We start from the raw sequence: 24,243 nt of genomic DNA, 5'->3' as shown, positions 1-24,243 counted from the left end.
ACGTCGGGGGGCGTCGGTCGGTCGAGGCGTGCGGGCGGTCAGTTCCAGCCGGCCTGGGCGCCGCCGACCCGGTCGGCCGCGATCTGCTGCTGGTAGCCGGAGTCGAGGTAGGCGCGCATCGGGTCGCCCGGCAGCCCGCGCTCCTCGCGCCAGCCGGCGAGGTCGGCGCGCACGTCGGTGTAGAAGGCGTCCATGAAGACCGCGTTGGCGGCGAGCACGTCACCCGCGGCCCGGGCCGCGGCCAGCGCCTCGGCGTCCAGGAGCAGCGCACGGGCGGTCATCTCCTGGACGTTGAGCACCGACCTGATCTGGCCGGGCACCTTGTCCTCGATGTTGTGGCACTGGTCGAGCATCAGCGCGACGTCGCTGTCGGGTCCGAAGCCGCCGCCCCGGATGACCTCGACCATGATCCGGAACAGCTGGAACGGGTCGGCGGCACCGACGATGAGGTCGTCGTCGGCGTAGAAGCGGCTGTTGAAGTCGAACGAGCCCAACCGGCCCAGGCGCAGCAGCTGCGCCACGATGAACTCGATGTTGGTGCCGGGCGCGTGGTGACCGGTGTCCAGGCACACCAGGGCCCGCTCGCCGAGGGCGGTGCAGTGGGCGTACGACGTACCCCAGTCCGGGACGTCGGTGTGGTAGAACGCCGGCTCGAAGAACTTGTACTCCAGGACCAGTCGCTGGTCCTCGGACAGCTGGGCGTAGATCTCCGCGAGGCCCTCGGCCAGCCAGTCCTGCCGGGCGCGGATGTCGCCCTGGCCGGGGTAGTTGGTGCCGTCGGCGAGCCAGATCTTGAGGTCGCGGGAGCCGGTCCGGTTCATCACCTCGATGCAGGCGAGGTTGTGCTCGACCGCCTTGCGACGGACCGCGGGGTCGGCGTTGGTGAGGCTGCCGAGCTTGTAGTCGTCGTCCTGGAAGGTGTTGGAGTTGATCGTCCCCAGCGCGACGCCGTGCTCCTTGGCGTAGGCCCCCAGTGCGGCGTAGTCGTCAACGTGGTCCCACGGGATGTGCAGCGCCACCGTGGGAGCGAGCCCGGTGAAGCGGTGCACGGTCGCGGCGTCGGCGATCTTCTCCTGCACCGTGCGGGGGGTCCCGGGGCTGCCGAACACCTTGAAGCGGGTGCCGGAGTTGCCGTAGGCCCACGACGGGACCTCGATGGCCAGCCCCTCGAGGGCGGTGGCGATGTCGGCGAACACGGTCATGACGGATCCTTCGTCCTGGAGGTCGAGCTGGAGGTCGGGCTGGGAGTCGAGCGGGTGCTCGCGGGGTGGGTAGCGGGGAGCTGGTCCTCGAGGTGGAAGACCTCCTCCAGGAGCAGGAACCCCTCGTCGGGAGGGACGTCCAGGTCCTCGAAGAACCCGCCCATCGCGGCCTGCCACCGGGCGTTGACCTCGGTGGCCGCCATCGCGCTCTGGGCCGCGGCCAGGTCGTCGCTCTCGACGTAGCCGATGAGCAGGCCGTCACGCCGGAGGAAGAGCGAGTAGTTGTGCCAGCCGGTGTCCGCGAGGGCCGCGAGCATGTCGGGCCACACGGCTGCGTGGGCCTCGACGTACTCGTCGATGCGGTCGGGCCTGACCTGGAGCTGGAAGCAGTAGCGCTTCATGGCAGGCTCACGCCTCCTCGTCGATCGCAGGTGGTGGTGGTGGTCGCCGGTTGAGGAGGGCCCCAGGGCCCGTCTCGAAACGTGGCTGAGGTTTCGAGACGGGTTCCGCAGCCCCTCACACGTTCGGGTCTGCGGGACCCTCCTCAACCTGATCGTCTTCTCCAGCCCTCGCTTCGCTCGGGCTGGGACGATCAGAAGTCGAAGTCGGCGATGTTGTCGGCGTTGAACGTGAACGGCTCGCCCAGCAGGACGACGCCGTCGGGGCCGACCTCGAACTCGCCGAGCTCACCGGCCTCGAAGGTGTCGCCCTCCTCGCCGGTGATGTCACCGTTGACCAGCGCCGCCGTGGCGTAGACCGCGAGGGAGCCCAGGTCGGCCGGGTTCCACAGGGCGAAGGCCTCGACGGTGCCGTCCTCGACGAACGGCCGCATCTGGTTGGGGGTGCCGAGCCCGGTCAGCATGACCTTGCCCTTGGCCTCCGACTCGGAGAGGTAGCGCGCCGCGGCAGCGATCCCGACCGTGGTGGGCGAGATGATGCCCTTGAGGTCCGGGTGGTTCTGGAGGAGGGCCTCGGTCTGGTCGAAGGACTTCTGGTCCTGGTCGTCGCCGTAGACGGTGTCGACCAGCTCGATGTCGGCGTAGTCCGGGTTGGACTCGAGCTCGGCCTCCATCATCTCGATCCAGGCGTTCTGGTTGGTGGCGTTGGCCGCCGCCGAGAGGATGGCGATCTCACCGGCGCCGCCGATCTGCTCCGAGATCAGCTCCAGCTGCTTGGCGGCGATGCCCTCCGAGGTGGCCTGGTTGATGAAGAGGTCGCGGCACTCGGGGTTGGTGTCGGAGTCGAAGGTGACGACCTTGACGCCGGCGTCGCGGGCCTCCCCGATGGCGTCACAGATCGCCTCCGGGTCGTTGGCCGACACGATGAGCCCGTCCTCACCCTGCTGGGCGACGGTGTTGATGAAGGGCACCTGTCCGGCGGGGTCGTCGCCGGTCTCGGGGCCGACCTGCTCGATGGTCGCGCCGACCTCCTCGGCCGCCGCCTCGGCGCCCGTGGTGCTGGTGTCGAAGTAGGGGTTGCCGAGGTTCTTGGGGAGCATGGTCAGCGACACGTCTCCGCCACCGTCGGACTCGCCGCCGGAGTCGCTCCCGGAGTCCTCGGAGCCGCACGCGGTCAGGAGGGACAAGCTGAGCACCAACGCTGCCAGCGCGGTCGCCCGGTTCGAATGGAGGTTCATTCCATCCAACCTTTCTCTTGGTTTCAGACGCCGGCCGGTGTGGCCTGCTTCGGAGTGGTCGGCTCCTCGGACGGAGGAGCCTTGCGTGGGAGCCGGGTGGCGACCCACGACAACAGGGGGGTGGAGATCACCGAGGCGATGAGGAGCAGCCCGATGATGATGTTGGTGACGTTGACGGTCACGCCCTCGAGGCGGAGCGCGCTGGCGATCACGCCGATGAGCACGACGCCGGCGATCACGCCGTGGAGGCGGCCGCGTCCGCCGAAGATCGAGACCCCGCCCAGCAGGACCGCCGCGATCACCTGGAGCTCCATGCCGGTGGCGTTGTCGCCGCGGGCACTGCCGAAGCGGAGCGTGTAGTAGACGCCGGCGAAGGCCGACACCACGCCGGAGAGCACGAACAGGATCCACTTGGTGCGCGCCACGTTGACGCCGGTGAAGTGGGCCGCCTCGTCGTTGAGCCCGATGTCGTAGACGCCGCGGCCGAAGGTCGAGAAGTGCAGCAGCAGGGAGAACCCGATCGCGAGGACGACGAACGGGACCATCACGACGGGGATGTTGCTGGACCCGAGCGTGTCGGTCGCCAGGTCGGTCCAGCGCTCGGTGAACTCGGTGACCGCCTTCGTCCCGAGCAGGCCCACCGCGATCCCCCGGAACAGGGCGAGGGTGCCGATGGTGACGGCCAGTGACGGCAGGCCGACGTAGGCGATCAGGAAGCCGTTGAGCGCTCCGCAGGCCGCACCGAGGAGCAGCGCCAGCAGGGCGGCGACCGGGACCGAGAGGCCGTTGTCGTGGAGCACCCCGAGCATCACGCTGCTCAGGCCCACGATGCTGGCCACCGACAGGTCGATCTCGCCGGTGATGATGATGAGGGTCATCGGCAGGGCGATGAGCAGGATCGGGGCGATGTCCTGCAGCAGGAACTTGACCGTCAGCGGACCGTCGAAGTTGGGCACGTTGGCCAGCGAGTAGAGCACCACCGCGACCGTCAGGACGATCACCGCCATCTCGCGGGTCAGCAGCACCCGCCTCCACAACGGCTGGGAGAAGTCGGAGTAGGTACGCGGCGACGTCATGTCGTCATCTCCCTTGCTTCGGCGAGCTTGCGCGCCTGGCGGTTGGCCAGGAGGCGGTCGAGCACGATGGCGCCGAGGATCAGTACGCCGACCACGGCGCGCTGCCAGAAGTCCTCGATGCCCAGGCTGGGCAGGGCGCGGTTGATGGTCACCAGGAGGAAGGCGCCGATGGCCGCTCCCCACACCGTGCCGCTGCCACCGAAGATGGCCACGCCGCCGACCACCACGGCCGCCACCGCCTGCAGCTCGATGCCCGAGCCCACGCCGGAGCTGACCGTGCCGTACCGAGCGGTGTAGAGGACGCCGACCAGGCCGGCCAGTGCTCCGCTCAGCACGAAGGCCGCGAGCACCCGGCGGCGTACGTTCAGCCCGTAGAGCACCGCCGCGTCGGGGTCCGAGCCGATGGCGTAGAACTCGCGACCGCCGCGTGCGGTGTAGAGGTAGTAGCCGACCGCGGCCAGCACCGCCATGGCGATGATCGTCAGCACCGGGATGGTCAGGATCGCCTTGTTGCCCAGGGCGAGGAAGTCGCTCGGCAGGTCGCCGGCGTTGATCCGGTCGCTCCCGGCCCACGAGAGGACGATGCCGCGGTAGATGTAGAGGGTGCCCAGCGTGATCACCAGCGAGGGCACGTTGAAGTAGGCGACCAGCATGCCGTTGACCAGGCCGAGCACGGCGCCGGCGAGGATGCAGATGGCGAAGACCGCCACGATGGGCAGGCCGGGCTGGTCGATGAAGAGCCGCCCGGTGAGGTACGCCGTCAGCGCCATCACCGATCCGACCGACAGGTCGACGTTGCGGGTGATCACCACCACCGCCTGACCGACCGCGAGCAGCAGCAGGAGCGACGGGTTGACCCAGAAGTTGCGCCAGCCGTCGGCGCTGAAGAGGAAGCTCTCGTTCTTGAGGGTGGCGACGACCGTGACGGCGACGAGCACCAGGAAGATCGACAGCTCGCGGGACCGCAGGACCGTGGTGGCCATGCGTCGCGCGGGCGACAGCGTGCTCGGCTCGACCAGGAGCACCTCGCTCGTGGAGGCCTCGGTGCCGTCCGGGTGCCTGATCCCGGCGTGGGGTGTCATCCGGCAACCTCCAGCTGGCGGGTGGCCGCGTGCATCACGGCCTCGGGGGTGGCGTCCGCACGCGGCAGGTCGGCGGTGATCCGGCCCTCGCAGACGACCAGGACGCGGTCGGCCATGCCGAGCACCTCGGGCAGCTCGCTGGAGATCATCAGGATCGCCATGCCCTGTCCCGCGAGCTCGGACAGCAGGCGGTGCACCTCGGACTTGGTACCGACGTCGATGCCGCGCGTGGGCTCGTCGATGATCAGCAGGTCGGGCTCGGTGGCCAGCCACTTGGCGATGACGACCTTCTGCTGGTTGCCGCCGCTCATGGTGCGCGCGCTCATGTCCAGGGCGTTGGTCTTGACCTCGAGACGGCCGGCCCACGGACCCGCGGCCCGGTTCTCGGCTCCGGTGGTGAGGAGCCCGGCGCGGGCGAGCCCGCCCCGGATCACCGAGGCCACGTTGCGGGCCACGGACGCCTCGGTGACGAGGCCCTGCGCCCGGCGGTCCTCCGGCACGAAGGCCATGCCCGCGTCGATGGCGGCGCGGGGGCTGCGTCGGCGGATCTCGCGGCCGTTGAGCCGGACGCGACCGGCGTCGTAGCCGTCCACGCCGAAGACGGCTCGGGCGATCTCGCTGCGGCCGGCGCCGACGAGCCCGGCCAGGCCGACGATCTCCCCGCGGCGCACGGTGAACGAGACGTCGTGGAAGACGCCGCGCGACTGGAGGCCCTCGACCTCGAGGACCGGTTCACCGATCTCGGCTGGTGTCTTGGGGAACAGGTCGGCGACCTCGCGGCCCACCATCTCCGCGACGATGGCCGGGGAGGACGTGTCCTCGGTGCGGTGCGTGGCGACGTACGAGCCGTCGCGCATCACGGTGATCGTGTCGCACAGGTCGAAGACCTCGTCGAAGCGGTGCGAGATGAAGACGAGGGCACGGCCCTCGTCGCGCAGGCTGCGGGCCACCGCGAAGAGGCGCTCGACCTCGACCCCGCTGAGGGCGGCGGTCGGCTCGTCCATGATGAGGAGGCGTGCATCGAGGGAGATCGCCTTGGCGATCTCGATGATCTGCTGGTCGGCGATGGAGAGGCCGCGGGCCGGCCGGCGCGGGTCGAGGTCGACGCCCAGACGGCCGAAGAGGCCCTCCGCCTCGGCGTACATCGCCGCCCGGTCGATGCGGCGGCCGCGGCCGACGATCTGGCGCCCCATGAAGATGTTCTCCATGACCGAGAGGTCGGGGAAGAGCGTCGGCTCCTGGTAGATCACGGCGACGCCCGCGTCCTTGGAGTCGGAGGTCGAGCCGAAGTCGACGCTGTCGCCACCGAGCAGGAAGTCACCGCCGTCGCGGCGGTGCACGCCGGCGACGACCTTGACCAGCGTCGACTTGCCAGCGCCGTTCTCCCCCACCAGGGCGTGGATCGAGCCGGCCTCGACCCGCAGGCTGCCGGCGCGCAGGGCGACGACCGGGCCGAACGACTTCGAGACGTCGCGGAGCTCGAGCACGGGGGTGCTGCTGCCGGTCACGGGTCCTCCTCGTCATCGATTGAAAGGTTTCAATTCGATGGCTGAGACGTTAAGTGATGGCAGTCACAGCCGTCAAGGCCCTTCTGGATCATTTCCGGCTAGAGTGCGGCTCACCGCTGACGGTGGACCGCACCGCATCAGCGTTCGATCGTTTCAACTTCTCGGAAGGAGGCGCCGTCGTGCCGCACCCACGCGACGGCTCGGGGCGCAGCGCATCCGTCAAGGACGTCGCCCTCCGCGCCGGGGTCTCCCTGGGCACCGTCTCCAACGTGCTCAACCGACCCGAGCGGGTCAGCGCCGACACCCGCACCCGGGTGGAGAAGGCCATGGCCGACCTCGGCTTCGTCCGCAACGAGTCGGCCCGCCAGCTCCGGGCCGGGCGCAGCCGGACCATCGGCTACGTGATGCTCGACGCGACCAACCCGTTCTTCACCGACGTCGCCCAGGGGATGGAACACGTCGCCGAGGACCGCGACCTCTCGCTCTTCCTCTGCAACAGCGACAACCGCGCCAGCCGCGAGGCCGCGCACCTCGGGCACCTGCAGGAGCAGCGGGTGCAGGGCATCCTGGTCACGCCGGTCGACCCGGACTCCCCCACCCTGGCCGACCTGGCCGGGCGCGGCACCCCCCTGGTGATCGTCGACCGGACCCGTCCCGGGGCCGCCTTCTGCACGGTGTCGGTGGACGACGTGCTCGGCGGTCGACTCGCGGTCGACCACCTCGTGGACCGGGGGCACCGTCGCATCGCCTTCGTCGGCGGCCCCGACTCGCTCGGCCAGGTGCGCGAGCGCCTCGAGGGCGCCCGCCAGGCGTGGCGCGAGGCCGGGCTGCCCGAGGCCGACCTCGTCGTCGTGCCCACCACCGCGCTCTCGGTCGCCGAGGGCCGCGCCGCCGGCGAGCGGCTCGCCGGGCTCCCGGCTCGGCGTCGCCCCACCGCCGTCTTCTGCGCCAACGACCTGGTCGCCCTCGGGCTGCTCCAGCAGGCCACCTCCGCAGGGGTCCGGGTCCCGGACGACCTGGCGATCGTGGGCTTCGACGACATCGACTTCGCCGCCGCCGCGGCCGTCCCGCTCACCTCGGTGCGCCAGCCGCGCGCCGAGCTCGGCAGCACCGCCGCCCGCCTGCTGCTCGCCGAGGCCGACGACCCGGCCCACGTGCACGAGCAGGTCGTCTTCGAGCCCGAGCTGGTCGCCCGGCGCTCGACGCTGGGCTGACGCGCCCGTACGCCGGTCGGCCCGGGTCGGTTCCGATCGACCCATCGCCGGGGAGTGGGCTGGGTTCCGAGATGACAGCGGCCCGTGCGGTCCACCGGGTGGATCGCACGGGCCGCTGTCGCGGGTGGAGCTGTCAGTCGCCGGCGTCGTACGCCTGAGGTCGGACGCCGGTCCCCGCCTCCCCGCTGTAACGCGCCGTCACGGTTGCTCCACACCCCACCGGTGGGGTGTGGAGCGGGTGTAACAGCGCGTTACACGCGAGGGACAGCCCGCCGGACCGGGCCATCGGGAGGCTCAGGCGTCGACGGCCATCTCGCCTAGCTCGGACCAGTCCGAGTCCTCGATGGTGGTGTTGACGATCCTCGGGGTGGCGGCGAGGTGCTGCGGCAGCTCGGCCGTCGCGGCCTTGAAGTGGTCCGACCCGACGTGGGCCGCACCCGCGGCGTCGTCGGCGAAGGCCTCGACCAGGACGTACTCGCAGTCGTCGTCGAGGCTGCGCGACCAGTCGAACCACAGGCAACCGGGCTCGGCGCGGGTGGCCTCGGTGAAGGCCCGGCTGATCTCGGGCCACTGCTCGGCCGACTCGGGACGGACCTGGAACTTGGCGGTGATGAAGATCAACGCGTGACTCCTCGTGCGGGGGCGGGACGGACGCGTCCGAGGATACGGCCGGCCCGGGGACCGGGGACGCTCAGCGCAGGACGCCGGCCTCGAGGAGCGCGTCGGCCACCCGGGTCCCGAAGACCCCGTGGCTCTCCGGGGTCAGGTGCAGCCGGTCGGGGAGGTAGCCCAGGTCGTCCCAGGCCAGCGTCGAGACGTAGACGATGCCCGACTCGTCGGCGGCCCGGGCCAGCGCCTCGTCCGTCGCTGCCGTGAGAGCCAGGTCCCGGTTCGGCGCCGGGGGCGGACCGACGACCGCCTCGGCGTCCGAGGTCTCGATCACCGCGACCGCGGCGGACTCGATGAGCCCCGGGTCGGCGTTGACGTCGTTGAGCCCGCCCTGGATCACCAGCACCTCGTCGTCGCCGCGGGCGAGACCCTTGGCCCGGGTGCCGAACTCCTCGCCGTCGCAGAACGCGGACCCGGTGAAGCCGGAGCCGGCGAAGCCGTCGACCCGCACGGTGGCGTCCGCCTCGGCGGCGAAGGCGGTGGGCCAGGACTCGGTCTGGTCGCTGAGGCCGAAGCCCTGGGCGTAGGAGTCGCCCATAACCACGACCTTGCGCGGCCCGGTCCCCACCGCCTCGTCGGGCCGGCGCTCGACGCCGGCACGGATGATCTCGCACGCCTCGCCCTGCTGGTGGGCGCGCCAGAGCCACGCACCACCGGCGGCGACCGCCAGGGCGACGACGATGACGGGCACCACGCGCTTGACCACCGACCGACCGTACTGACCGACCGCCCCGGGCGCCGAACCCGCTCCCCCGAAGGTGGGGGGGAGGCGCCGAACCCCCGGTGCTGTCATCCTCGCAGGATGGAGACGCCGACCTTCGACGAGGTGATGGAGCTCGTCGTGCACGGCTTCGAGATCGGCGGGGTCGCGATCCTCGTCGTGGGCTCGCTGGCCGCCTGCCTGCACGCCGCCTGGTCCTACCGCACGGTGGGCGGGCAGCAGGCCTACGAGTCGGCCCGTCGCAACGTGGGCCGGGCCATCCTGCTGGGCCTGGAGTTCCTGATCATCGCCGACATCGTGCTCACCATCACGGTGGACCCGACGCTGGAGAGCGCGCTCGCGCTGGGGCTGATCGTGCTGGTGCGGACGTTCCTCAGCTTCTCCCTCGAGGTCGAGCTGGAGGGGACGCTGCCCTGGCGCAAGGCCGGCACGCGCGCGCCGGGCACGCCGCCCGGCTGAGACCGGCGTCCCGGCGTACCCACCTCGGAGACTGACCACGATCGCCCAGCGGGACTAGTCTCGAGGCGTGCAGAGTGCGCGGGGCCGGGGCCAGCGCAGGGACGCGGACGTCCCTGAGTGGGCTCGTGCGGCCCTGATCTCGCTGAGCGGGCTGCCGGGCGTACGCCGTGCCGGTGTCGGTCTCGTCGAGGGCGGCGGCCGTCGCCTGCGCTTCACCGCCAGCGACCGGGGCGACATCGGCGCCGACAGCACGGCCGTGGAGTGGTGCCACGTCGACGCGTACGACGACGTCCCCCTCACCACCGTGGTCCGCTCAGGACAGGCGGTGCTGGGCGACCTCGCGGACCTGGCACCCACGTTCCCCGACTTCGTCGAGCGGCAGCGCGACACGGCGACCGTGTGCCTGGCGGCGGTGCCGATGACCGTGGCGGGCCAGGTCCTCGGCGGCTACGTCCTGATGTACGACGAGGCGCAGGACTTCGGCGTCGGGCAGCGCGAGATGCTGGCCAGGCTGGGCGTCGAGCTGGGGCGGGGGCTGCGGCGCGCCCAGCGGGGCGACCTGCGTCGTCGCGACCACTGGTCCTCCGAGCCGGCTCCGCCCGGGGCCGAGGTCGCGGTGCACGACGTGCCGGGCGACCCGGCGGCCGTCGCCGGGGCCCGGCACTTCCTGCGACGCACCTTCAGCGACTGGGGAGTCGACGAGGACACGACCGACGTGGCCACGCTCTGCCTCTCCGAGCTCGTCACCAACGCCGTCGTCCACGCTCACGACGGGTGCGTGGTCCGCATCCTGCGCGAGCCGGGCGTCATCACCACCGCGGTGCGCGACAACGGCACGCAGCCGGGCTCGGCGGTCAAGGAGCCCGACGACCCCCTGCGCGTCCACGGTCGCGGGCTGCAGCTCGTCGACGCCCTCGCCCCCCGGTGGGGCTCGGAGCTCGACGCGGTCGGTACCACGGTGTGGTTCGTGCTTGAGGCCTAGCCGCCCGAGGCCTGGCCGCTCGAGGCCCGGCCGCCCGAGGCCTGGTCGGTCGGTGACTGGCCGCGCGCGGCCGGCGGCAGGTCGTCGTACGACGCCACGGGCGCGGCGAGCGGGTCGGCCGGGAGCTCGGCGACCTGCTCGCGGCACCACGGGGAGATGTCCCGGCTGCCGTCGAGCACGCCGGCGCGGAACGCGTCCCACGGCTCCCACCGCGCCTCCTCGACCTCGGCCGGGTCGGGGCGGACGTCGTCGGCGGTGGTGGCGGCGAAGACCGGGCACATCTCGTGCTCGACCATGCCGTCGTCCATCACCGCGCGGTAGCGGAAGCGCGGCAGCAGCAGCCGCAGCCCCTCGACGCGCACGCCGAGCTCCTGCCCGACGCGACGTCGTACGGCCTCCTCCAGGTCCTCGCCCGGCGCCGGGTGCCCGCAGCAGCTGTTGGTCCACACCCCCGGCCAGGTGGGCTTGTGGAGGGCGCGCTGGGTGACCAGGACGGAGCCCGCACCGTCGAAGAGGTAGCAGGAGAACGCCAGGTGCAGGGGCGTGGCCGTGTGGTGCACGCCGCGCTTGTCCGCGGTGCCGATGGCGCGGCCCTCCTCGTCGAGCAGGACCACCGACTCGGCCGGGGACAGGGGGACGGACGTCATGCGGGCACCTCGATCGGTCGGGCGAGCTGGTTGACGGCGGCGGAGAAGAGCCAGGGGGCGCGGGCCGCGGCCGGCACCAGGTGCCGGCGCAGCGGCCGGTGCGCGGTCGCGCGGAGCAGGGCGTGGGTGAGCAGCTCGTGACGGCGGCTGAGCCTCTTGGCCATCGCCTCGAAGCGGGCCGGGTCGTCCGCGACCGCGCAGGCCACGGCCGCCCGTGCGTGGGCCAGCCCCAGCGCGATGCCCTCACCGGTGAGGGCGTCGACGTAGCCGCCGGCGTCGCCGACCAGCATCGTCCGGCCGGCCACCCGACGCCGGGACCGCTGCCGCAGCGGACCGGCGCCCATCACCTTGGTGCGCTCCCCGGTGAGCCGCTCGCGGAGCGCCGGAAAACCGAGGAGCACCTCGTCGAAGGGCGCGCCGCTGTCGGTGAGCACGGCGACCCCGACGAGGTCGTCGGCGACGGGGGTCACGTAGGCCTCCGCGCCCGGCGACCAGTGCACCTCCACGAAGGGGGTCCACGGCGCCTGCCGGACGTGGCAGCGCAGGCCGAAGCGACGTGGACCGCGCGCGGCGACCTCGAGGCCGAGCAGGCGCCGGACGGGCGAGTGCAGGCCGTCGGCGGCGACGAGGTGGCGGGCCGGCTCGTCGTCGACGAGCACGTGGTCGCCGGCGTCGCGGACCGAGCGGACCGGCTCGGGCTCGACCTCGACGCCCGCCCGGTCGAGCGCGTCGGTCAGGGCGGCGTGGAGGGTCGTGCGGCGCACCCCGCGCCCGGGGCCGGCGCCGAAGACGGCCTCCGCGGCCGCGCCGGAGCCGTCGACGTAGCGGATGCCGGAGAGGGGGTGCCCGTCAGGGTCGACGCCGAGGGCCGCGAGGTCGGCCACGGCTCCGGGCATCAGGCCCTCGCCGCACGCCTTGTCGACAGGGCCGGTACGCGGCTCGCGCACGACGACGTCGAGCCCCGCGCGAGCGGCGTACAACGCGACGGCCAGGCCGACCGGGCCGCCACCGGCGACGACGAGGTCACGCATCGCTGGCCTCGCGCTCGGGCAGGGTCGCGAGTGCGGCGTCCTCGGCCCGGATCCGCACGGTCAGGAGGGCGGCGTTGAGGACCGTGAAGACCAGCGCGGTGATCCACGCGGCGTGCACCATCGGCAGGGCCACGCCCTCCACCACGACGGCGACGTAGTTGGGGTGCCGGAACAGCCGGTAGGGCCCCGAGCGCACCGGGGGCAGGCCGGGGACGATGATCACCCGGGTGTTCCAGCGCCGGCCGAGGGTGGTGATGCACCACCAGCGCAGCGCCTGCGAGGCGACGACCAGCGCCAGCATCGACCAGGCGAGAGCGGAGGGCACGTCGGGTCGCCGCAGCCACGCCTCGGCGAGCGCGCCGACGAGGAGGCCGGTGTGCAGGACGACCATGAACGGGTAGTGCCCGCGACCCGACTCGACCCCGCCGTGCTCCATGCTCCACGCGGCGTTGCGGGTCGAGACGACGAGCTCGGCGATCCGCTCGAGGCCGACCAGCGCGACGAGGACGGTGAAGGCGAGGAGCGTGGTCATGCGGTGGCCCGCAGCAGGACCAGCTCGGAGCAGAAGCCCGGGCCCATCGCGAGCAGCACCCCGTGGCTGCCGGGGGCGGGCGGTCGCTCGCGGAGGGTGTCCTCGAGGACGTGGAGGACCGACGCGGAGGACAGGTTGCCGACGCGCGCCAGCGAGTCCCAGGTGAGCTGGACCGCGTCGCGCGGCACCTCGAGCGCGGCCTGGAGGGCCTCGATCACCTTGGGACCGCCCGGGTGGCAGACCCACCAGCCGATGTCGTCGCGGGTGAGCCCGTGGTCGGCGAGGAATCCGTCGACGTCGCCGCGCAGGTGGCGCTCGACGATCGCGGGCACCTCGGCGTCGAGGACGATCCGCAGGCCACCGCCGGTCACGTCGAAGCCCATGGTGCGCTCGCTGTCGGGGTAGAGCCGGCTGCGCGACGCCAGCACCTCGACGGGTCCGTCCGGGCCCTGGGAGCCGACCGCCACCACGGCGGAGGCGCCGTCGCCGAAGAGCCCGCTGGCCACCAGGTTGGGCACCGACACGTCGTCGCGCTGGAGGGTGAGCGAGCAGAGCTCGACGGCGACGAGGACCGCGGTGTGGTCCGGGTGGCCGAGCAGGTAGTCGTGCAGCCGGGCGATGCCGGCCGCGCCCGCCACGCAGCCGAGGCCCACGAGGGGCATCCGGCGGACGTCCTCGCGGAGGCCGACCACGGCGGCGATGCGAGCGTCAAGCGACGGGATCGCGAGACCCGTGACGGTGGCCGAGACGATGAGGTCGACGTCGGACGGGGTGAGGTCGGCGGCCTTGAGGGCGTCGACGAGCGCCTGGGCACCGAGCTCGACGGCGTGCTCGATGAAGAGGTCGTTGGCGTGCCCGAAGTCGCGGAGCCCGGCGTACTCCTCCAGCGGCAGCACGGTGTGGCGCCGCTCGACGCCGGCGTTGCGGTGGAACCGGCGCAGCAGGGCGCGGTCGAGGCTGCGCTGCGAGATGACCTCGCCGAACGCCTCGGTGATCTCCTCCTGCGGGTAGGAGTGCTGCGGCAGCGCACCACGTGCGGACAGGATCCTCATGACAGCCTCCGGAGATCTGGGCGGGTGGACGAGCAGGTCATCGGGCGACGACCAGGAGCGTGGCGTCGACGAGGGCGATGCCGATCGCGGCGAGGAACGGGAGCCGGCCCCGGCCGGCGACCACCAGGATCGCGAGCACACCGACGACGACGCCGGCGACCACCGCGAGCGCCACCGGTGGCGACGAGCCGACCACCACCACGGCGGTCGCGGCGACCAGCACGACGGTCGCCACGGGGGCGATCCACCGCTCCCCGAGCCGGTGCGGGAGGCCGCGGACGCCGGTGCCGGCGTCGTCGTCGAGGTCGGGCAGCACGTTGAGGAGGTGGGCGCCGATCCCGAGCAGCGCGCCGCCGACGGGCCACCACCACGGGGGCGTCGTGGACCCGGCCAGGGCGACGAAGACGGGCAGGCCGCCGAACGCCACGGCGTACGGCACCCACGACCAGACCGTCGACTTGAGCCCGAGGTTGTAGGCCCACCCCGCCGCGACGCACAACAGGTGCACGGCTCCGGCGGCAACGCCGCAGGCGAACGACAGCACCAGGCAGGCGGCCAGGGACAGGAGGCACGCCGCCCGGACCAGCCCCACGGGGACGGCCCCGCTGACGAGCGGCTTGTCGGTGCGCCCGCTGCGGCGGTCGCGCTGGAGGTCGAGCAGGTCGTTGCTCCAGCCGATCGTGAGCTGGCCGGTGAGCACGGCCGCGGCGACGAGGAGCACACGGCCGGGGGCCAGGTCCGCCGCGACGGCGAGCAGCACGACGAGGACGGTGACCGCGAGGGTGGGCCCGGCGTGCGCGGCGGCCACCAGTCCGGCCACCCGCGACGTGGCGGGCGCGCGACCGGGAGAGACGTCAGCGGTCATGGCCTCCCCTGTCCGCCCGGCCCCGGGCCTGTGCCCGGGGTGCTGTCCCCGACGGTACTCACCGGACGCTCATCATCCGCACTCAGCCGGCGAGGGTCACGCCCGGCGGCGCCGCTCGTCGACCACCAGGGCGAGCGCGTTGAGCACGCCGTAGCCGGCCGCGACGGCGACGGCCTTCTTGCGCGCGGAGGCCGAGGAGGCGGTCGTCCCGAGCGTGACCGCGTCGGTGACGTCGCCGGCGATGCGCAGGAGGGCCGCCGTGCGGGCGCCCCCCGCCCCGCCGAGCAGCGCCAGGGTCGAGATCGGCACGTCCCGCCCGGCGTAGGTGAAGGCGAGCCGCGACGCCGGGAGCCGCCAGTCCGCCGGGTCGTCGAGCTGGGTCCGCAGGGTGTCGCTGCTGGTGACCACCCAGGCGCTGTAGCCCAGGGTCACGACGGCCAGGGCCTTGGTGAGGGGATACTCCATGCCTCGAACGTAGGTCGTGCCCGGTGAACCGGTCAGACCCGCAGGGGTACGACGCGGGCTACCGCTCGACGGCCGTCTGCTGCGAGCGCCGCACCAGGCGTCGTACGACGAACCAGAGCACGGCCACGCCGAGGACCGCGTAGATGACCACCGACGCCTCGCCGACGTACGCCTCGACGCGGTGCCACTGGGCGCCCAGCTCGTAGCCGGCGACGATGAGGGCGCTGTTCCACAGCAGGCTGCCGGCCGTCGTGTAGAGCGCGAACCGGAGCACCGGCATCCGGTCGATGCCGGCCGGGATGGAGATGAAGCTGCGCACACCCGGCACCAGGCGGCCCAGGAAGATGGCCGACCGCCCGTTGCGGCCGAACCACGAGATGGCCCGCTCCACGTCGCGGGCGTGCAGGAGCGGGATGCGCTCGGCCATCGCCTCGAGCCGCTCGGCGCCCCAGAGCGCACCGAGCCAGTAGAGGACGAAGGCTCCCACCAGCGAGCCGACCGTCGCCCAGGTGATGGCGGCGAGGAGGCCGTAGTGGCCCTGGCTGGCCGTGTAGCCGGCGAGCGGGAGGACGACCTCGCTCGGGACCGGGGGAAAGACTGTCTCCAGCGCAGTGGCGAGGCCGACGCCGGGCGCGCCCAAGGTGCGCATCACCTCGACGACCCAGTCGAGCACGGAACCCATGGAGCACCTCTCGTCGTCGGGTCGGCGCGGCCAGCATGCCGCACGGGTGGGTGTGCCTACCCGGTCGGGTTTGCGCCAACACGCCTGAAGTCCCCCCGCAGGCAGCCGCGCTGGCCTAGCATCGCGACGCCCGTTGAGGGCCGGGTCCGGTCCGCCACCCCCCCATGACCAGGCGACGCCGGGCCTGCCGCGCCGGCGAACCGTCGACCCCCCGTCGACGTGGCGCCGGCGCGGGTCTTCCGGGCCGATCTCGGGCCTGCAGGCTCGTGCGATTACCCCATCGTGGGACTGTCTGCCACCCGGGGCGGGCCCTATCGTGGATCAAGACGCGTCTGGCGATGCACCCATCCCCCGGGGTTCCGCCAGACGCGTCGAGGACCACCGGGCCGGCCCGGTGGGTCAGAGGTTGATCGTGATGTCCGCGTCCTTGCGGAGCTGCTCGACGAGCTTTCCTGCGACCGTGCCCACCCGCTGGGACTCGGCCTGCTCCACGAGCTGCGACTTGACGTCGGCGAACGGCGGGATCTCCTGCTGCTGGCCGCCCTGCTGGGCCATCTGCTCCTGCTGCTGCACCGCCTGGCGGTAGAGGGTGCGCAGCTCCTTGTCGGTGACCTCGGCCGGTCCGGCCTCGTCGTCGACGAGCTGCTCGACCATGACCTGGGTCTCGAGCTGGGCGCGGGCCTGCTCCTCGGTGGTGCCCTGCTGCTCCAGCGCGGCCAGGAGCTCGTCGGCCGAGCCGAGCTGGTTCTGCTCGGCGAGTGCCGTCAGCTCGGCGTCGACGTCCTCGTCGGAGACCTCGAGGCCCCGCGACTCGGCCTCCTGCGCCAGCAGCTCGGTGTCCACGAGGCTGTCGGCCGTCTGCTTCTGCAGGGCGGCCTCGTCGGGCGCCTCGCCGCCCATCTGCTCGGCCTGGGTCGTCGCCTGCTCGAGCTGCGCCTGGTAGATCGGCGCGAACTCGTCCTTGGTCACCTCCTCGCCGTTGACCTCGGCCACGACGTCGGGGATCCCCTCGAGCTCGGGAGCCGAGGCCTCCTGCGAGGTCGCCTCGGAGGCGTCTCCTCCGCCTGAGGAGCTGTCGTCGCCACCGCCGCAGGCGGTCAGGGCGATCATGGCGGCGGCCATGGTGAGGCCGAGGACGGTGCGGGTGCGCTTCACGTGAGTCATCCGTCCCGACGGTACGGAACGACCCTGAGTGCCACCTAAATGGCACCCGGAGCGTCGTACAGGACGACACGGGCGACCCCGGGTGCGGTCAGGAGTCGAAGCCCAGCCCGAGGCGGTCCAGCAGCCGCAGCCACGCGTTGCGCCGACCCGTGGCGTCCTCGCGGGACAGAGACCAGCGGGTGGCCTGGATGCCCAGCCAGGCGAACGGCTCGGGCGGGAAGGGCAACGGCCGCCGGCGGACCATCTCGAGGCGGGTGCGCTCGGTCGACTCCCCGTCGAGCAGGTCGAGCATCACGTCGGCGGCGAAGCGGGAGGCCCCGACACCGAGGCCGGTGAAGCCAGTCGCGTACGCCGTCCGGCCGCGGTGGGCGGTCCCGAAGAGGGCGCAGAAGCGGGTGGAGGTGTCGATGACCCCGGACCAGCGGTGCGTGAAGCGGATCCCCCGCAGCTGGGGGAAGGTCTGCGCGAAGTTGCGGGCGAGGACCTCGAAGGTCTCCCGGCGGTCCGCGTGCTCGTCGGAGATCGAGCGCCCGTAGTGGTAGATCGCGTCGTAGCCGCCCCACAGGATCCGCCGGTCCGGCGTCACGCGGTAGTAGTGGAACTGGTTGCCGGAGTCGGAGATGCCGATGCTGGGGTCCCACCGGAGCGCGGCGAGCTGCTCCTCGGTCAGCGGCTCGGTCGCCAGCACGTAGTCGTAGACCGGGACCACCGACCAGCGCGGGCGCCGGAGCAGGTTGCGGAAGACGTTGGTGGCCAGGACGACCCGGGTGGCCCGGATGACCGCCCGGTCGGTCCGCACCTCGACCCCGGCGCCGCGGCGCCGGGCCGAGACCACGCGGCTGTGCTCGTGCAGCCGCACGCCGAGCTCCTCCGCGGCGTCCGCCAGTCCCCACGCCAGGCGCGCGGGGTCGACGACGGCCGTGCCGTCCGGCTCGAGGCGTCCGGCGAGGTACGTCGGGGAGTCGACGAGGGCGCGCACGGCCGCGGCGTCGAGGAAGCCGGGCTCCTCCGGGTCGAGGTGTCCCACCTCGTGGGCCCGGGTGGCCACCGCGAGGGTGCCGCCGCGGGCGAAGCCGCAGTCGATCTCGTAGCGCTCGACCGTCTCCTCGATGGCGTCGAGGTTGCGCAGGCCGAGCTCGTGCAGCCGGTCGTACTCGTCGGGCCAGCGGGTGCGCCCGTTGGACTCGCCGTGGGTCAGGCTGGCCTCGCAGAAGCCACCGTTGCGACCGGTCGCGTGCTCGGCGATCCGGTCGCCCTCGACCAGCACCACCGACAGTCCCGGGTCCCGCTCGACCGCGCGCAACGCCGTCCACAGCCCGGTGAAACCGCCGCCCACGACCAGCAGGTCGGCGTGCACCACCCCCGAGGCGGCCGGCCGCGGGGCGGGACGGTCGGGGGTGTCCAGCCACAGCGGCGCAAGCACGGAGTCGTCGAACGAGCCGGCCGGCCACGCGTCGTACCGCTCGTGGGAGCTGGACCGTCGGGAGGTGCGGATCACGAGGCGGCTGCCGCTTCGGCGAGCGACTCGCCGAGGACGGCGATGGCCTCGCGCACCTCGTCGGCGGAGGTGGTCAACGGCGGCACCAGGTGGATGCGGTTGAAGTTGGCGAACGGCAGCATCCCGCGGCGCTTGCACCCGGCGATGACCGCGGCCATCTGCGGGCTGCTCCCGCCGTACGGCGCGAGGGGCTCGCGGGTCTCGCGGTCGCTGACCAGCTCGATCGCCCAGAAGGCCCCGGTGCCGCGGACCTCGCCGACCCAGGCGTGGTCCTCGAGCAGTGCCTCGAGGCCGGGACGGAAGACCTCCTCGCCCAGGGCCGCCGCGTGCTCGACGACGCGGTCGTCCTCCATCGTGCGGATCGTGGCGACCGCGGCGGCGCAGGCCAGCGGGTGGCCCGAGTAGGTGAGGCCGCCGGGGTAGGCGCGGTCGGCGAAGGTCGCGGCGACGGCCTCGCTCATCGCGACGCCCCCGAGCGGCACGTAGCCGGAGTTGACGCCCTTGGCGAAGGTCAGCAGGTCGGGCACGACCCCGTCGAGCTCGCAGGCGAACCACCGGCCCGCGCGACCGAAGCCCGACATCACCTCGTCGGCGACCAGCATGATGCCGTGCCGGTCGCACAGCTCGCGCACCCCGGAGAGGTAGCCGGCGGGCGGGACCATGATCCCGGCGGTGCCGGGGATGGACTCGAGCACGACCGCCGCGATCGTCGAGGGACCCTCGAGGGCGATGACCTGGGCGAGGTGCTCCAGCGCCCGCTCGCACTCCTCCTCGCTCGTGGTGGCGTGGAAGGGGCTGCGGTAGAGGAACGGCCCGAAGAAGTGGACCGTCCCGGTCGAGCCCTGGTCGTTGGCCCACCGCCGCGGGTCGCCGGTCATGTTGATCGCGAGCTGGGTGCCCCCGTGGTACGACCGGTACGTCGACAGCACCTTGGGCCGGCCCGTGTGCAGCCTGGCCATCCGGACGGCGTGCTCGTTGGCGTCGGCGCCGCCGTTGGTGAAGAAGACCCGGTCGAGGTCGCCCGGCGTGTGGGTGGAGATCAGGCGTGCGGCCTCGGACCGGGCGGCGTTGGCGTGCTGCGGAGCCACGGTGCACAGGTGCGCGGCCTGCTCCTGGATGGCCGCCACGATCCGCGGGTGCTGGTGGCCGAGGTTGGTGAAGACCAGCTGCGAGGTGAAGTCGAGCAGCCGGTTGCCCGCGCCGTCCCAGATGTGCGACCCCTCGGCCCGGGTGATGACCATCGGGTCGAGGGACGCCTGGGCCGACCACGAGTGGAAGACATGGCGTCGGTCCAGCTCGTGGGTGCGCTCGGCGCCGAGGTCGACGAAGTCCGGCGAGGTCGTGAGCAGCTCGGTCATGGCGGTGTCGGTGGTCGCGGTGTCAGACATTGCGGGGGAACCCCAGCTCCAGGCCGCCCTGCGGCCGGTTGGCCGGGTCGACCCACCGGGTGGTGACGACCTTGCCTCGGGTGAAGAAGTGCACGCCCTCGGCACCGTGGGCGTGGGTGTCGCCGAAGAGCGAGCGCTTCCAGCCGCCGAAGGAGTAGTAGGCGACCGGCACCGGGACCGGCACGTTGACGCCGATCATCCCGACGTGGACGTCGGCCTCGAAGCGGCGGGCCGCTCCCCCGTCGTTGGTGAAGACCGCCGTGCCGTTGCCGTACTGGTTGGCGTTGACGAGGGCGACCGCCTCCTCGTAGGTCTCCACGCGGACGACCGACAGCACCGGGCCGAAGATCTCCTCGGTGTAGACGTCCATGTCGGGGGTGACGTGGTCGAAGAGCGTCGGGCCGAGCCAGAAGCCGTCGGCGGCACCGCGTGCCTGCACGTCGCGGCCGTCGACGACGACCTTGGCGCCCTGGTGCTCGCCGGAGTCGATGAACGACGCGACCTTGTCGCGGTGGGCCTTGGTGACGAGCGGACCCATGTCCACCTCGCCGCCGTCCTCGTCGCGCGCGCCGCCGTCGCCGATGACCAGGGTGCGGGTGCGGTCCGCGATCCGGGCGACGAGCTCGTCGGCGACCGAGCCGACCGCGACGAGCACGCTGATCGCCATGCAGCGCTCACCGGCGCTGCCGTAGCCGGCGTTGACGGCCGAGTCGGCGGCGAGGTCGAGGTCTGCGTCGGGCAGCACGACCATGTGGTTCTTCGCCCCGCCCAGGGCCTGCACGCGCTTGCCGTGCCGCGACGCTGTCTCGTAGACGTACTCGGCGATCGGGGTCGAGCCGACGAAGCTGATCGACTGGACCTCCGGGCTCTCCAGCAGGGCGTCGACGGCCTCCTTGTCACCCTGGAGGACGTTGAAGACGCCGTCGGGGAGACCGGCCTCCTTCCACAGCTCGGCGAGCCAGACCGCGGCCGAGGGGTCCTTCTCGCTGGGCTTGAGCACGACGGTGTTGCCCGCCGCGATGGCGACCGGGAAGAACCACATCGGCACCATGGCCGGGAAGTTGAACGGCGAGATGATCCCGACGACGCCGAGCGGGTCACGCTTGGAGTGCACGTCCACCCCCGTCGAGACGCCCTCGGAGTGGCCGCCCTTCAGCAGGTGGGAGATCCCGCACGCGAACTCCACGACCTCCTGGCCGCGGGCGATCTCGCCCATCGCGTCGGACAGCACCTTGCCGTGCTCGGCGGTGATGAGCGCGGCGAGCTCGCCCTTGCGGGAGTTGAGCAGCTCGCGGAACGCGAACATCACCTGTGTGCGCGCCGCGAGCGACGTACGTCCCCATGCGGGTGCGGCCGCGGCGGCGGCCGCGATGACGGCGTCCGCGTCGGCGCGGGACGCCAGCGCGAGCCGGCCGGTCACCTCGCCGGTCGCGGGGTTGGTGACGTCGGCGGTCCGCTCGCTCGTGCCGGCGAAGGCCTCGCCGCCGGCCCAGTGGCCGATGTTCTTCGTCGTGGTCATGTCGTCCTTCTCTCTTGTCAGCTCGTCCGGAGGGCCTGCTCGGGGAGCGCCTGCTCGCGCATCCCCCAGGGACTGCCGTAGTCCTCCAGCAGCTGCAGGAACGGCGCGGCGTCGAAGGCCTCCGGGCCCAGCACGCCGACGCCGGACCACCGGCCGTGGGCCAGCAGCTCCAGCGCGATCACCGGATTGATCGCGGTCTGCCAGACCACGCACTGGTGGCCGTACTCACGCATCGTCCACTCGTTGTCGACCACGTGGTAGAGGTACGTCGAGCGCGGCTCGCCGTCCTTGCCCTTCCCGGTCACCCACAGCCCGGCGCACGTCTTGCCCGACATCCGGGGGCCGACGGTCGCGGGGTCGGGCAGCACGGCGGCGACCACGTCGCGGGGGCTGACCTCCACGCCCTTCACCGTGACCTTCTCGGTGCGGTCGAGGCCGAGCGTGTGGAGCACCTTGAGGATGGTGATGAACTCGTCGCCGAGGCCGTACTTGAAGGTCGCCCGCTTGCACTCGATCCAGCGCGGCATGAGGAGGACCTCCTCGTGCTCCACGTTGACGCACTCCACCGGACCGATGCCCTCGGGGAAGTCGAAGACCTCCGGCTCGGAGAAGGGCGCCGTCGTGTGCCAGGCCCCGTCCTCCCAGATCACCGGCGGGTTGAGGCACTCCTCGATCGTCGTCCACATGGAGAACGACGGTGCGAAGACCTCGTTGCCGTCGTCGTCGGTGACGACCAGGTTGGCACCGTCGCGGGTGCCGAGCTCGTCGATCTCGCTGAAGAGGTGGTCCGCGGCGTACCGCGCGAAGACGTCGGACAGCCCGGGCTCGACGCCCATCCCGACCAGCGCCAGCCGGCCGGCGCCTGCCCACTCGTGGGCGACGGCGAACTGCTCGTCACCGAGCTTGACGCCGGTCTTCTCGTACGGCGCCTCGGGGTGCGGCTGCGACAGCGACATCGCCATGTCGACGTAGTCGGCGCCGGCCGCGAAGGCCCCGTTGAACAGCGGCATGTTGAAGACCGGGTCGACCGCGTTCATCACGTGGGTGATGCCGTGCTCGCGGCACAGTCGCTCGACCGCCGCCGCGTCGGACGCGTCGATGTGCGCGCCGAGGAAGCGGTCGTCGGCCTCGGCCGCACGTTCCGCCTTCGCCTGGTCGTAGTCGGCGATCACGATCTGCTCGTAGAAGTCGCGTCGGGCCGCGATGGCCGCGAACGCGCCGCCGACGCCACCGGCGCCGGCAAGGAGGATCTTCATGTGTCGTTTCCGTTCTTTCCTACTCGACTGAGCGTCGCGAGATGGGTGTGATGCCAAGGCGGAGGCCCGAAGGCGGCCGTGGAGCGGAGCGGGCCGTCGAGGGCCGACAACGCAGGCAGCGCGCCGAGATCGCGGCGGTCAGCCGATGTAGGACATGACGTGCTTGATTCGTGTGTAGTCCTCGAGGCCGTACATGGACAGGTCCTTGCCGTAGCCCGACTGCTTGAAGCCGCCGTGCGGCATCTCGGAGACGTAGGGGATGTGGGTGTTGATCCACACCACGCCGAAGTCGAGGCCGCGCGACATCCGCATCGCGGTGCCGTGGTCGCGGGTCCAGACGCTCGAGGCCAGGCCGTACTTCACGCCGTTGGCCCACTGGAGCGCCTGGGCCTCGTCGGTGAAGCGCTGGACGGTGATGACCGGACCGAAGATCTCGTCCTGCACCTGCTCGTCGTCCTGCTTCAGGCCGGACAGGACCGTCGGCTCGTAGAAGTAGCCGGTGGAGCCCTGGCGACGCCCACCGGCGCGGAGCTCGGCGTGGTCGGGGAGGCGGTCGACCATCCCGGTGACCCGGGCGAGCTGGTCGGCGTTGTTGAGGGCGCCGTACAGGATGTCCTCGTCGTCGGGCATGCCCGTGCGGGTGGCCTTGGCCTGCTCGGTGAGGGCGGCCACGAAGTCGTCGTGGATGCCGGGGCCGACGAGCACGCGGGTGGCGGCGGTGCAGTCCTGGCCGGCGTTGAAGTAGCCGGCCTCGGCGATGCCCTGGGCGGCCTTCTCCACGTCGGCGTCGTCGAAGACGATGACCGGCGCCTTGCCGCCCAGCTCGAGGTGGACGCGCTTGAGCTGCGTCGCGGCCGCGCCGGCGACCTCCATGCCCGCGCGCACCGAGCCGGTGATCGCGACCATCTGCGGGGTGGGGTGCTGCACCAGCGTGCGGCCGGTGTCGCGGTCGCCGCACACGACGTTGAGCACGCCCGGCGGCAGGAACTCCGCGGCCAGCTCGGCCATCATCGTCGAGGTGGCGGGCGTGGTGTCGGAGGGCTTGAGGACGACGGTGTTGCCCGCGGCCAGCGCCGGGGCGATCTTCCAGACCATCATCGGCAGCGGGTAGTTCCAGGGCGTCACCTGGCCGACCACACCGATGGGCTCGCGGCGGATGAAGGAGGTGTGGTCCTCCATGTACTCCCCGGCCGACTTGCCCTCGAGGACCCGGGCCGCGCCGGCGAAGAAGCGGAAGTGGTCGACGGTCGGGGGCATCTCCTCGCTGGCGGTCAGGCCGAGCGGCTTGCCGGTGTCGCGGCACTCGGCCGCCACGAACTCCTCCGCGCGGGACTCCAGGGCGTCCGCGATCCGCAGCAGTGCCAAGGAGCGCTCCTGCGGCGTCGTACGACCCCAGGAGCCGAAGGCGCGCTCGGCCGCGGCGTAGGCGCGGTCCACGTCCTCGGCGCCCGACAGCGGGGCGCGGGCGTACACCTCCCCGGTGCTCGGATCCACCACCTCGTAGGTCTCGCCGGACACGGAGTCGACGGCCTCACCGTCGACGACGTTGCGGAAGGTCTGGTGCTCAGTCTGCTGGGCCATGGGGCGAGCGTAGT

Annotated in this window: 24 protein-coding genes; 3 read left to right on the top strand and 21 right to left on the bottom strand. The window is 72.3% G+C overall.

All coding sequences use genetic code 11. The annotated features are described in order from the left end of the window. Positions 1 to 38: 38 nt before the first annotated feature. From rhaI to DAE25_RS00950, 6 genes are all read right to left on the bottom strand, one after another. Complete coding sequence (gene rhaI, locus DAE25_RS00975) at positions 39 to 1,202, bottom strand: L-rhamnose isomerase (protein ID WP_107764402.1); 1,164 nt, start codon at positions 1,200 to 1,202, stop codon at positions 39 to 41. After that, entirely contained in the window at positions 1,199 to 1,603 is a 405-nt protein-coding gene (locus tag DAE25_RS00970) for an L-rhamnose mutarotase (RefSeq protein WP_107764401.1), read from the bottom strand. The genes rhaI and DAE25_RS00970 overlap by 4 nt, the downstream gene beginning before the upstream one ends. Positions 1,604 to 1,794: 191 nt before the next feature. Next, positions 1,795 to 2,838 (bottom strand): rhamnose ABC transporter substrate-binding protein, encoded by a 1,044-nt coding sequence (gene rhaS / locus DAE25_RS00965; protein WP_107764400.1) that lies wholly within the window; start codon positions 2,836 to 2,838, stop codon positions 1,795 to 1,797. A 23-nt stretch (positions 2,839 to 2,861) separates the two neighbouring features. Further along, on the bottom strand, positions 2,862 to 3,914 hold the full coding sequence (locus DAE25_RS00960) for an ABC transporter permease (RefSeq protein WP_107764399.1): 1,053 nt from the start codon (positions 3,912 to 3,914) through the stop codon (positions 2,862 to 2,864). Then, positions 3,911 to 4,996: an ABC transporter permease gene (locus DAE25_RS00955; RefSeq protein ID WP_234410763.1), complete on the bottom strand. Its 1,086-nt coding sequence runs from the start codon at positions 4,994 to 4,996 to the stop codon at positions 3,911 to 3,913. The genes DAE25_RS00960 and DAE25_RS00955 overlap by 4 nt, the downstream gene beginning before the upstream one ends. Beyond that, positions 4,993 to 6,504 carry a sugar ABC transporter ATP-binding protein gene (locus DAE25_RS00950; RefSeq protein ID WP_107764398.1) on the bottom strand — a complete coding sequence of 504 codons (1,512 nt, stop codon included), beginning with the start codon at positions 6,502 to 6,504 and terminating at the stop codon, positions 4,993 to 4,995. Before DAE25_RS00950 ends, DAE25_RS00955 begins: the two co-directional genes overlap by 4 nt. 179 nt (positions 6,505 to 6,683) lie before the next feature. Between DAE25_RS00950 and DAE25_RS00945 the strand changes: the two genes are divergently transcribed. Then, the gene (locus DAE25_RS00945; protein ID WP_234410762.1) at positions 6,684 to 7,718 is read left to right on the top strand and encodes a LacI family DNA-binding transcriptional regulator; all 1,035 of its coding nucleotides are present in this window, start codon (positions 6,684 to 6,686) and stop codon (positions 7,716 to 7,718) included. Positions 7,719 to 8,012: 294 nt separating this feature from the next. On the opposite strand, the gene DAE25_RS00940 is transcribed toward DAE25_RS00945, so the two are convergent. Next, entirely contained in the window at positions 8,013 to 8,339 is a 327-nt protein-coding gene (locus DAE25_RS00940) for a putative quinol monooxygenase (RefSeq protein ID WP_107764396.1), read from the bottom strand. Between the two features lie 70 nt (positions 8,340 to 8,409). Continuing rightward, entirely contained in the window at positions 8,410 to 9,093 is a 684-nt protein-coding gene (locus DAE25_RS00935) for an SGNH/GDSL hydrolase family protein (RefSeq protein ID WP_159083506.1), read from the bottom strand. Between the two features lie 96 nt (positions 9,094 to 9,189). Here DAE25_RS00935 and DAE25_RS00930 point away from each other — a divergent pair, with 96 nt between their 5' ends. Both DAE25_RS00930 and DAE25_RS00925 read left to right on the top strand, forming a co-directional pair. Next, a complete protein-coding gene (locus DAE25_RS00930; protein ID WP_107764394.1) occupies positions 9,190 to 9,567 on the top strand; it encodes a DUF1622 domain-containing protein in 378 nt (125 codons plus the stop codon). A gap of 67 nt (positions 9,568 to 9,634) precedes the next feature. Further along, positions 9,635 to 10,549 (top strand): ATP-binding protein, encoded by a 915-nt coding sequence (locus DAE25_RS00925; RefSeq protein ID WP_107764393.1) that lies wholly within the window; start codon positions 9,635 to 9,637, stop codon positions 10,547 to 10,549. Here the strand turns inward: DAE25_RS00925 and idi are convergent. From idi to DAE25_RS00860, 13 genes are all read right to left on the bottom strand, one after another. After that, positions 10,546 to 11,196: an isopentenyl-diphosphate Delta-isomerase gene (gene idi / locus DAE25_RS00920; protein WP_107764392.1), complete on the bottom strand. Its 651-nt coding sequence runs from the start codon at positions 11,194 to 11,196 to the stop codon at positions 10,546 to 10,548. The two genes, DAE25_RS00925 and idi, sit on opposite strands and share 4 nt — an antisense overlap. Further along, positions 11,193 to 12,227 carry an NAD(P)/FAD-dependent oxidoreductase gene (locus tag DAE25_RS00915; RefSeq protein ID WP_107764391.1) on the bottom strand — a complete coding sequence of 345 codons (1,035 nt, stop codon included), beginning with the start codon at positions 12,225 to 12,227 and terminating at the stop codon, positions 11,193 to 11,195. The genes idi and DAE25_RS00915 overlap by 4 nt, the downstream gene beginning before the upstream one ends. Further along, the gene (locus DAE25_RS00910; RefSeq protein ID WP_107764390.1) at positions 12,220 to 12,759 is read right to left on the bottom strand and encodes an isoprenylcysteine carboxyl methyltransferase family protein; all 540 of its coding nucleotides are present in this window, start codon (positions 12,757 to 12,759) and stop codon (positions 12,220 to 12,222) included. The genes DAE25_RS00915 and DAE25_RS00910 overlap by 8 nt, the downstream gene beginning before the upstream one ends. Beyond that, positions 12,756 to 13,811: a type III polyketide synthase gene (locus DAE25_RS00905; protein WP_107764389.1), complete on the bottom strand. Its 1,056-nt coding sequence runs from the start codon at positions 13,809 to 13,811 to the stop codon at positions 12,756 to 12,758. Before DAE25_RS00905 ends, DAE25_RS00910 begins: the two co-directional genes overlap by 4 nt. A gap of 37 nt (positions 13,812 to 13,848) precedes the next feature. Further along, entirely contained in the window at positions 13,849 to 14,676 is an 828-nt protein-coding gene (locus DAE25_RS00900) for a UbiA family prenyltransferase (RefSeq protein ID WP_107764388.1), read from the bottom strand. Positions 14,677 to 14,772: 96 nt separating this feature from the next. Next, positions 14,773 to 15,141, bottom strand: coding sequence for a hypothetical protein (locus DAE25_RS00895; protein WP_107764387.1), 369 nt, complete (start codon positions 15,139 to 15,141; stop codon positions 14,773 to 14,775). A gap of 58 nt (positions 15,142 to 15,199) precedes the next feature. Next, entirely contained in the window at positions 15,200 to 15,823 is a 624-nt protein-coding gene (locus DAE25_RS00890) for a DedA family protein (protein ID WP_107764386.1), read from the bottom strand. Between the two features lie 399 nt (positions 15,824 to 16,222). After that, positions 16,223 to 16,987 (bottom strand): SurA N-terminal domain-containing protein, encoded by a 765-nt coding sequence (locus tag DAE25_RS00885; protein WP_107764385.1) that lies wholly within the window; start codon positions 16,985 to 16,987, stop codon positions 16,223 to 16,225. 88 nt (positions 16,988 to 17,075) lie between these two features. After that, complete coding sequence (locus DAE25_RS00880; RefSeq protein WP_234410761.1) at positions 17,076 to 18,485, bottom strand: NAD(P)/FAD-dependent oxidoreductase; 1,410 nt, start codon at positions 18,483 to 18,485, stop codon at positions 17,076 to 17,078. Further along, a complete protein-coding gene (locus DAE25_RS00875; protein WP_107764384.1) occupies positions 18,482 to 19,873 on the bottom strand; it encodes an aspartate aminotransferase family protein in 1,392 nt (463 codons plus the stop codon). Before DAE25_RS00875 ends, DAE25_RS00880 begins: the two co-directional genes overlap by 4 nt. Further along, positions 19,866 to 21,392 carry a CoA-acylating methylmalonate-semialdehyde dehydrogenase gene (locus tag DAE25_RS00870; protein ID WP_107764383.1) on the bottom strand — a complete coding sequence of 509 codons (1,527 nt, stop codon included), beginning with the start codon at positions 21,390 to 21,392 and terminating at the stop codon, positions 19,866 to 19,868. The genes DAE25_RS00875 and DAE25_RS00870 overlap by 8 nt, the downstream gene beginning before the upstream one ends. Positions 21,393 to 21,409: 17 nt before the next feature. Then, positions 21,410 to 22,648 carry a saccharopine dehydrogenase family protein gene (locus DAE25_RS00865; protein ID WP_107764382.1) on the bottom strand — a complete coding sequence of 413 codons (1,239 nt, stop codon included), beginning with the start codon at positions 22,646 to 22,648 and terminating at the stop codon, positions 21,410 to 21,412. A gap of 138 nt (positions 22,649 to 22,786) precedes the next feature. Further along, positions 22,787 to 24,229: a gamma-aminobutyraldehyde dehydrogenase gene (locus tag DAE25_RS00860; RefSeq protein WP_107764381.1), complete on the bottom strand. Its 1,443-nt coding sequence runs from the start codon at positions 24,227 to 24,229 to the stop codon at positions 22,787 to 22,789. Positions 24,230 to 24,243: the final 14 nt, after the last annotated feature.

The sequence above is a fragment of the Nocardioides terrigena genome (assembly GCF_003047265.1).
GTDB classification, from domain to species: domain Bacteria; phylum Actinomycetota; class Actinomycetes; order Propionibacteriales; family Nocardioidaceae; genus Nocardioides; species Nocardioides terrigena.
Note: the sequence above shows the minus strand (reverse complement) of the source record. Positions and strands in the feature narration are given on the sequence as shown.